Below are 4470 nucleotides of genomic sequence, written 5' to 3'. Positions count from 1 at the left end.
GTTTCGGTGGTTATAGCGGTGGGGTCACGCCCGGTCCCATTCCGAACCCGGAAGCTAAGCCCACCAGCGCCGATGGTACTGCACCCGAGGGGGTGTGGGAGAGTAGGACACCGCCGAACTTAACTTCGAGAAGCCCCGCCAGGTCTCACCTGGCGGGGCTTTTTGCTGTTCAGGTCAAGGACGAGAAAAAGGCCGGTCATTCGAGAGATCGAATGACCGGCCTTTGTTGTTGGAGGCTAGTCGGCGAGAAGTTCGGCGACCGTGGACGGCGCGGAGTCCACAGTGACCACTCGCTGGTCGCGGGTGGCCAGGCTGCGCACCGTCACGCTGCCCGCGTCCCAGTCCTCTCGGCCGACGATTACGACGACCCTGGCGCCGGCCTTGTCGGCACGCGTGAGTTCCTTACCCAGCTTGCGGAACTCCAGCGGAACCGAGGTGCGCACACCGGAGCGCCGCAGGGCGGTCGCCACCGTGCGGGCGGCGTCGCCGAGGTCCTCGGTCACCGGGATCACCACGACGTCCACTTCGGCCTTCGGCTTCGGCAGCAGGTCGTGCGTGCCCAAGAAGTCCATCAGGGTCACGTCGCCCATGCCGAATCCGAAGCCGGGGATCTGCTGGGACGTGAACATCGAAGCCAGGTCGCTGTAGGCGCCGCCACCGAAGAGGGCGCGGTTGTTCTCCGGTGAGGTGTCGAAGACCTCGAACACCGTCGACGTGTAGTACGCGAGCCCGCGCACGATCATCGGCTCGAACCGCACCAGGTCCGCGGCACTGCTGCCGAGCACCTTCACGAGGTTTGAGCTCTCCTTGACGTGCTCGGGAAGCTCGTCGAGCAGCGCGGTACCGGCGGTGAGCACCTCGCCCAGCTTGTCGAACTGCTTGCCGGAGAGGCCGATCTCCTCGGCGCTGGCGGCGAGCTTGTCCCGCTCGTACTTCTCCCAGCGGTCGACGAGCGCGAACACCTCGGGCAGCTGCTGCTCGGTGACGCCGACGACGTCGGTGAGCGCCGACGACAGCAGGTTGCGGTCGTTGGCCCGCACCACGAACATGTCCTCGCTCGCGCCGAGCCCGGACAGCATGTCGTGGATCAGCTCGAAGATCTCGATCTCGGTGTTCGGGCTGGTCGAACCGAAGATGTCGACGTTGATCTGCCAATGCTCGCGCACCCGGCCACGCTGGGGACGTTCGTAGCGGTGACAGTTCGGGTGGCTGTACCAGCGGACGGGGAACTGCAGGGCACCGGCGTTGCCGGCGATCATCCTCGCCACCGACGGCGTCATCTCGGGGCGCAGCGCGAGGCGGCGTCCTCCGCGGTCGGTGAGCGTGTAGAGCTGCTGATTGGCGATCTCCTCGCCGGATTTCGCCTCGTAGATCTCAGCCGGCTCCAGGATCGGACCGTCGTAGCGCTGGAACCCGTACCGCTCGATGACCTCGTACAGCTTGCCGAAGACCTGGGTACGGACGGACATCTCCGCGGGGAGGAAGTCCCGGGTACCCCGGTACGGCGCGGTCGGCAGGAATTCAGGCACGGGTTCCAGCTTAGTGACCGCGCCGTGAGCCGATGAGCAGGGCAAGCAGCGCACCCGCGGCACACACACCACTGGTGATCAGGAAGATCTCCGTGTACTGCGTGAGCAGCGCGTTCTTCACCGCGCCCACGTAGTCGGCCATGGCGGTCTCATACTCCGCCTCCGACGGGTACAGCACGGCGATCGGGACGTCGAGCGTCGCCGTCATGCTGTGGAAGCGGTGCAGGCCCCACGCCGACAGCGCCGCGATGCCCACGAGCATCCCGGTCATCCTCGCCACGACCACACCCGCCGAGGCCACCCCGTGCTGTTCGGCAGGCACCACCCTGAGCACCGCCGCCGACAGCGGCGCGATGACCAGGCCGAGCCCGAGTCCTACGATGACCAGGTCGGTGTCGAGTCTCGGCAGGGTCAACGGGCCCAGCTCGTGTGGCGTCGACAGCACCTCCGCCGTCCACGCCGACATCAACAGGAAGCCGACCCCGGCCAGCAGCATGCCCGCGAAGGCGACCCACCGCTCCCCGATCCTCGCGGCGACAAAGCCACCCACGAGCGCCCCGACCGGCAACGCGACGAGGAACCGCAACAGCAGCTCCACACTGCCCTGGTCGTCGCGGCCGAGCAGCGACTGGGAGAACAGGTCGACGTCGACGAGCGTGACCATCAGCGCCGCACCGGCGGCGATGCTCGTGCCCAGTGCAGCGAGGAACGGCCGCATGCGCACGTTGGCCGGGTCGAGCAGCCGCGTCTTCGCCCTGGACTCCCAGACGAGGAACAGCGCGAAGGCGACGGCGGCCGCGACGAGCATCGGCAGGCCCCAGCTTGGCAGCACCTGGTCCCGCGGGTCCGGGTTGTAGAGACCGATGACGAGCAGCCCCAGCGTCGCCGCGAGCAGCCCGCCACCGACGAGATCGACCTTGACCCTCGGGCCGGAGCGCTCGCCGCGCGGCACCGAGTAGTGGATGGCGACCATCGCGAGCAGCGCGAGCGGCACGTTGATCCAGAACACGCTGCGCCAGCCCGCGAGTGCGGCCAGCGCGATGCCGTAGACCGGGCCGAGGACGCTGCCGAGCTCCTGTGCGCCGCCCACGGCACCGAGCACGGTGGCGCGCTTGTGCTCGGACCACAGGTCGGCGGCCAGCGCCATCGTGACGGGCAGCAGTGCGCCACCCGCGACGCCGAGCAGGACCCGGCCCGCCACGAGCAGCGGCACCGTGGGAGCCGCGGCGGTGAGCACCGATCCCGCGATGAACCCGGCGAGACAGGCCTGCAGCAACGTCTTGCGGCCGAACCGGTCGGAGGCCTGGCCCAGCAGCGGCATCGCGGCGACGTAGCCGAGCAGGTAACCGGTGACAATTGGCGTGACCTGCTCCAGCCGGTTCACCGGGATCTGCAGGTCCTCGATGATCTGGCGGAGCAGCCCGATGACGACGTAGGTGTCGAGCGCGCCGAGCAGTACCGCGAGGCCACCCGCGCCGATCGCGACGGACCTGCCGCGCCGGGTGGTGCCGAGCTCGGTCACGCGGGCGGGGTGACCGTCACGGGCTTGTCCACATCGGACAGCGTGACGTCGACGGAGGCGTCGTCGGGGAAGGCCGCGGTCGCCTTGACGGGCAGGTGCTCACCGTCGGCGCGCACCCAGAACGACACGTCCGCCTCGGACTGGATTCCGGGCAGCAGGCCCGCGAGCACGTCCTTGCCGAGGGTGCCCGTGACCTTGTAGGTCTGCGCGCCCTCGATCTCCTCCTGCGCCTCCGTGACCGGGTCCTGCAGGCTGGTGAGCAGCTTCGCGACGCCGCGCTCGGGATCGAGCACCGCCGAAGGGTCGTACAAAGTGGAGCTCAGCGCGGCCGGAACCTCCTGGTACCCGCCCGTGGGGCCCTTGAGGTAGAGCGTGTCGCCGCTGAGCGTGAACGCGACCTCGACGAGCTGGCCCGCCTGCTTGAGCGTGCCGGTGCCCTGTGCGTCGCCCTCCCTCGTCAGGTCGCCGTCGAGGCCCTGCACGCTCAGGCCCTTGACCTCGCCGTTGACCTGCAACGTGAAGTGGGCGCTCTGGATGTCGCTCGTGGCCGTGGCCGCGTCCTCGAGCAGCGCGGGACCGTCGGGCAGAGACTCATCGGGCGTGTCGGACGAGCAGCCCGTGGCCACGACGGCCGTGAGCGCGAGCATTCCCCACAGGAATCGGCGGATGACCATGTCCGAAATCGTAGGGCCACTGGTCCACCCGCGGGCCCGGAGCCGGACTATTCACGGCATGAGGTTCGCGGCCAGCGTCGCGCCCAGTTCCCAGCACGACGCGAGGTCGTCCTTGTCCGGCCCGCCCCGCACGACGACGGGTTTGGCGGTCTGCTCCCAGCCGAGACCCGTCGCGATGCTCTCGATCGCCCGCTGCGCGCCCTCGGTGCCCTGGTTGCCGTGCAGGTAGAAACCGAAGGGGCGCTTGCGGGTCGCGTCGAGGCACGGGTAGTAGACGGTGTCGAAGAAGTGCTTGAGCGCACCCGACATGTAGCCCAGGTTGGCCGGGGTGCCGAGCAGGTAGGCGTCGGCGGCGAGCACGTCCGACGCCGTCGCGGACAACGCGGGCCTGCGCACGACGTCGACGCCGGTGATCTCCGGGTCGGTCGCTCCCGAGACCACCGCCTCGAACATCGCCTGCAGGTGAGGCGACGGCGTGTGGTGGACGATCAGCAACGTGGGCACAGTGAGTCAGCGTGCCCGGGGCGATCAGGCCCCGCAACCGGCTCAGCGGGGGCCGGAAAAAAGTTCGAGCCGAGATGTCGAGAACCCACGATGAGCTTCGTCCCCGGGGTGAGTGACCAGAATGGGTCGCACCAGGACCGAGGAGAACCACGATGGCCAAGTACCTGATGCTCAAGCACTACCGCGGAGCTCCGGACGCGGTGAACAACGTGATGATGGACCAGTGGACCCCCGAGGAGAT

Annotated in this window: 4 protein-coding genes, 1 rRNA gene and 1 pseudogene; 2 read left to right on the top strand and 4 right to left on the bottom strand. The window is 68.7% G+C overall.

The genetic code is table 11. The features are described 5' to 3' along the window. Window positions 1–2 precede the first annotated feature (2 nt). Window positions 3–119: ribosomal RNA gene (gene rrf, locus JHE00_RS34475) — 5S ribosomal RNA — on the top strand. 117 nt (window positions 120–236) lie between these two features. Here rrf and hisS read toward each other — a convergent pair. From hisS to JHE00_RS34455, 4 genes are read right to left on the bottom strand one after another with little or no spacing between them, the layout of a single operon-like run. Beyond that, window positions 237–1529, bottom strand: a complete 1293-nt coding sequence (hisS, locus tag JHE00_RS34470) for a histidine--tRNA ligase (protein ID WP_200326388.1) — start codon at window positions 1527–1529, stop codon at window positions 237–239. 10 nt (window positions 1530–1539) lie between these two features. After that, complete coding sequence (locus JHE00_RS34465) at window positions 1540–3051, bottom strand: MFS transporter (RefSeq protein ID WP_200326386.1); 1512 nt, start codon at window positions 3049–3051, stop codon at window positions 1540–1542. Beyond that, on the bottom strand, window positions 3048–3725 hold the full coding sequence (locus tag JHE00_RS34460) for an LppX_LprAFG lipoprotein (RefSeq protein ID WP_200326384.1): 678 nt from the start codon (window positions 3723–3725) through the stop codon (window positions 3048–3050). The genes JHE00_RS34465 and JHE00_RS34460 overlap by 4 nt, the downstream gene beginning before the upstream one ends. A 51-nt stretch (window positions 3726–3776) precedes the next feature. Further along, a complete protein-coding gene (locus JHE00_RS34455) occupies window positions 3777–4229 on the bottom strand; it encodes a flavodoxin family protein (protein ID WP_200326381.1) in 453 nt (150 codons plus the stop codon). 152 nt (window positions 4230–4381) lie between these two features. Between JHE00_RS34455 and JHE00_RS36250 the strand changes: the two are divergent. Beyond that, window positions 4382–4470, top strand: a pseudogene (locus JHE00_RS36250) (YciI family protein); the annotation flags it as partial.

Origin of the sequence: Prauserella cavernicola (genome assembly GCF_016595675.1) — a bacterium.
Classification (GTDB): domain Bacteria; phylum Actinomycetota; class Actinomycetes; order Mycobacteriales; family Pseudonocardiaceae; genus Prauserella_A; species Prauserella_A cavernicola.
This window is presented reverse-complemented; position numbering and strand designations above follow the sequence as displayed.

Coding starts and splice junctions, on each gene's coding strand:
- JHE00_RS34460 (WP_200326384.1), bottom strand. CDS start 3,725: ATGGTCATCCGCCGATTCCTGTGGGGAATGCTCGCGCTCACGGCCGTC.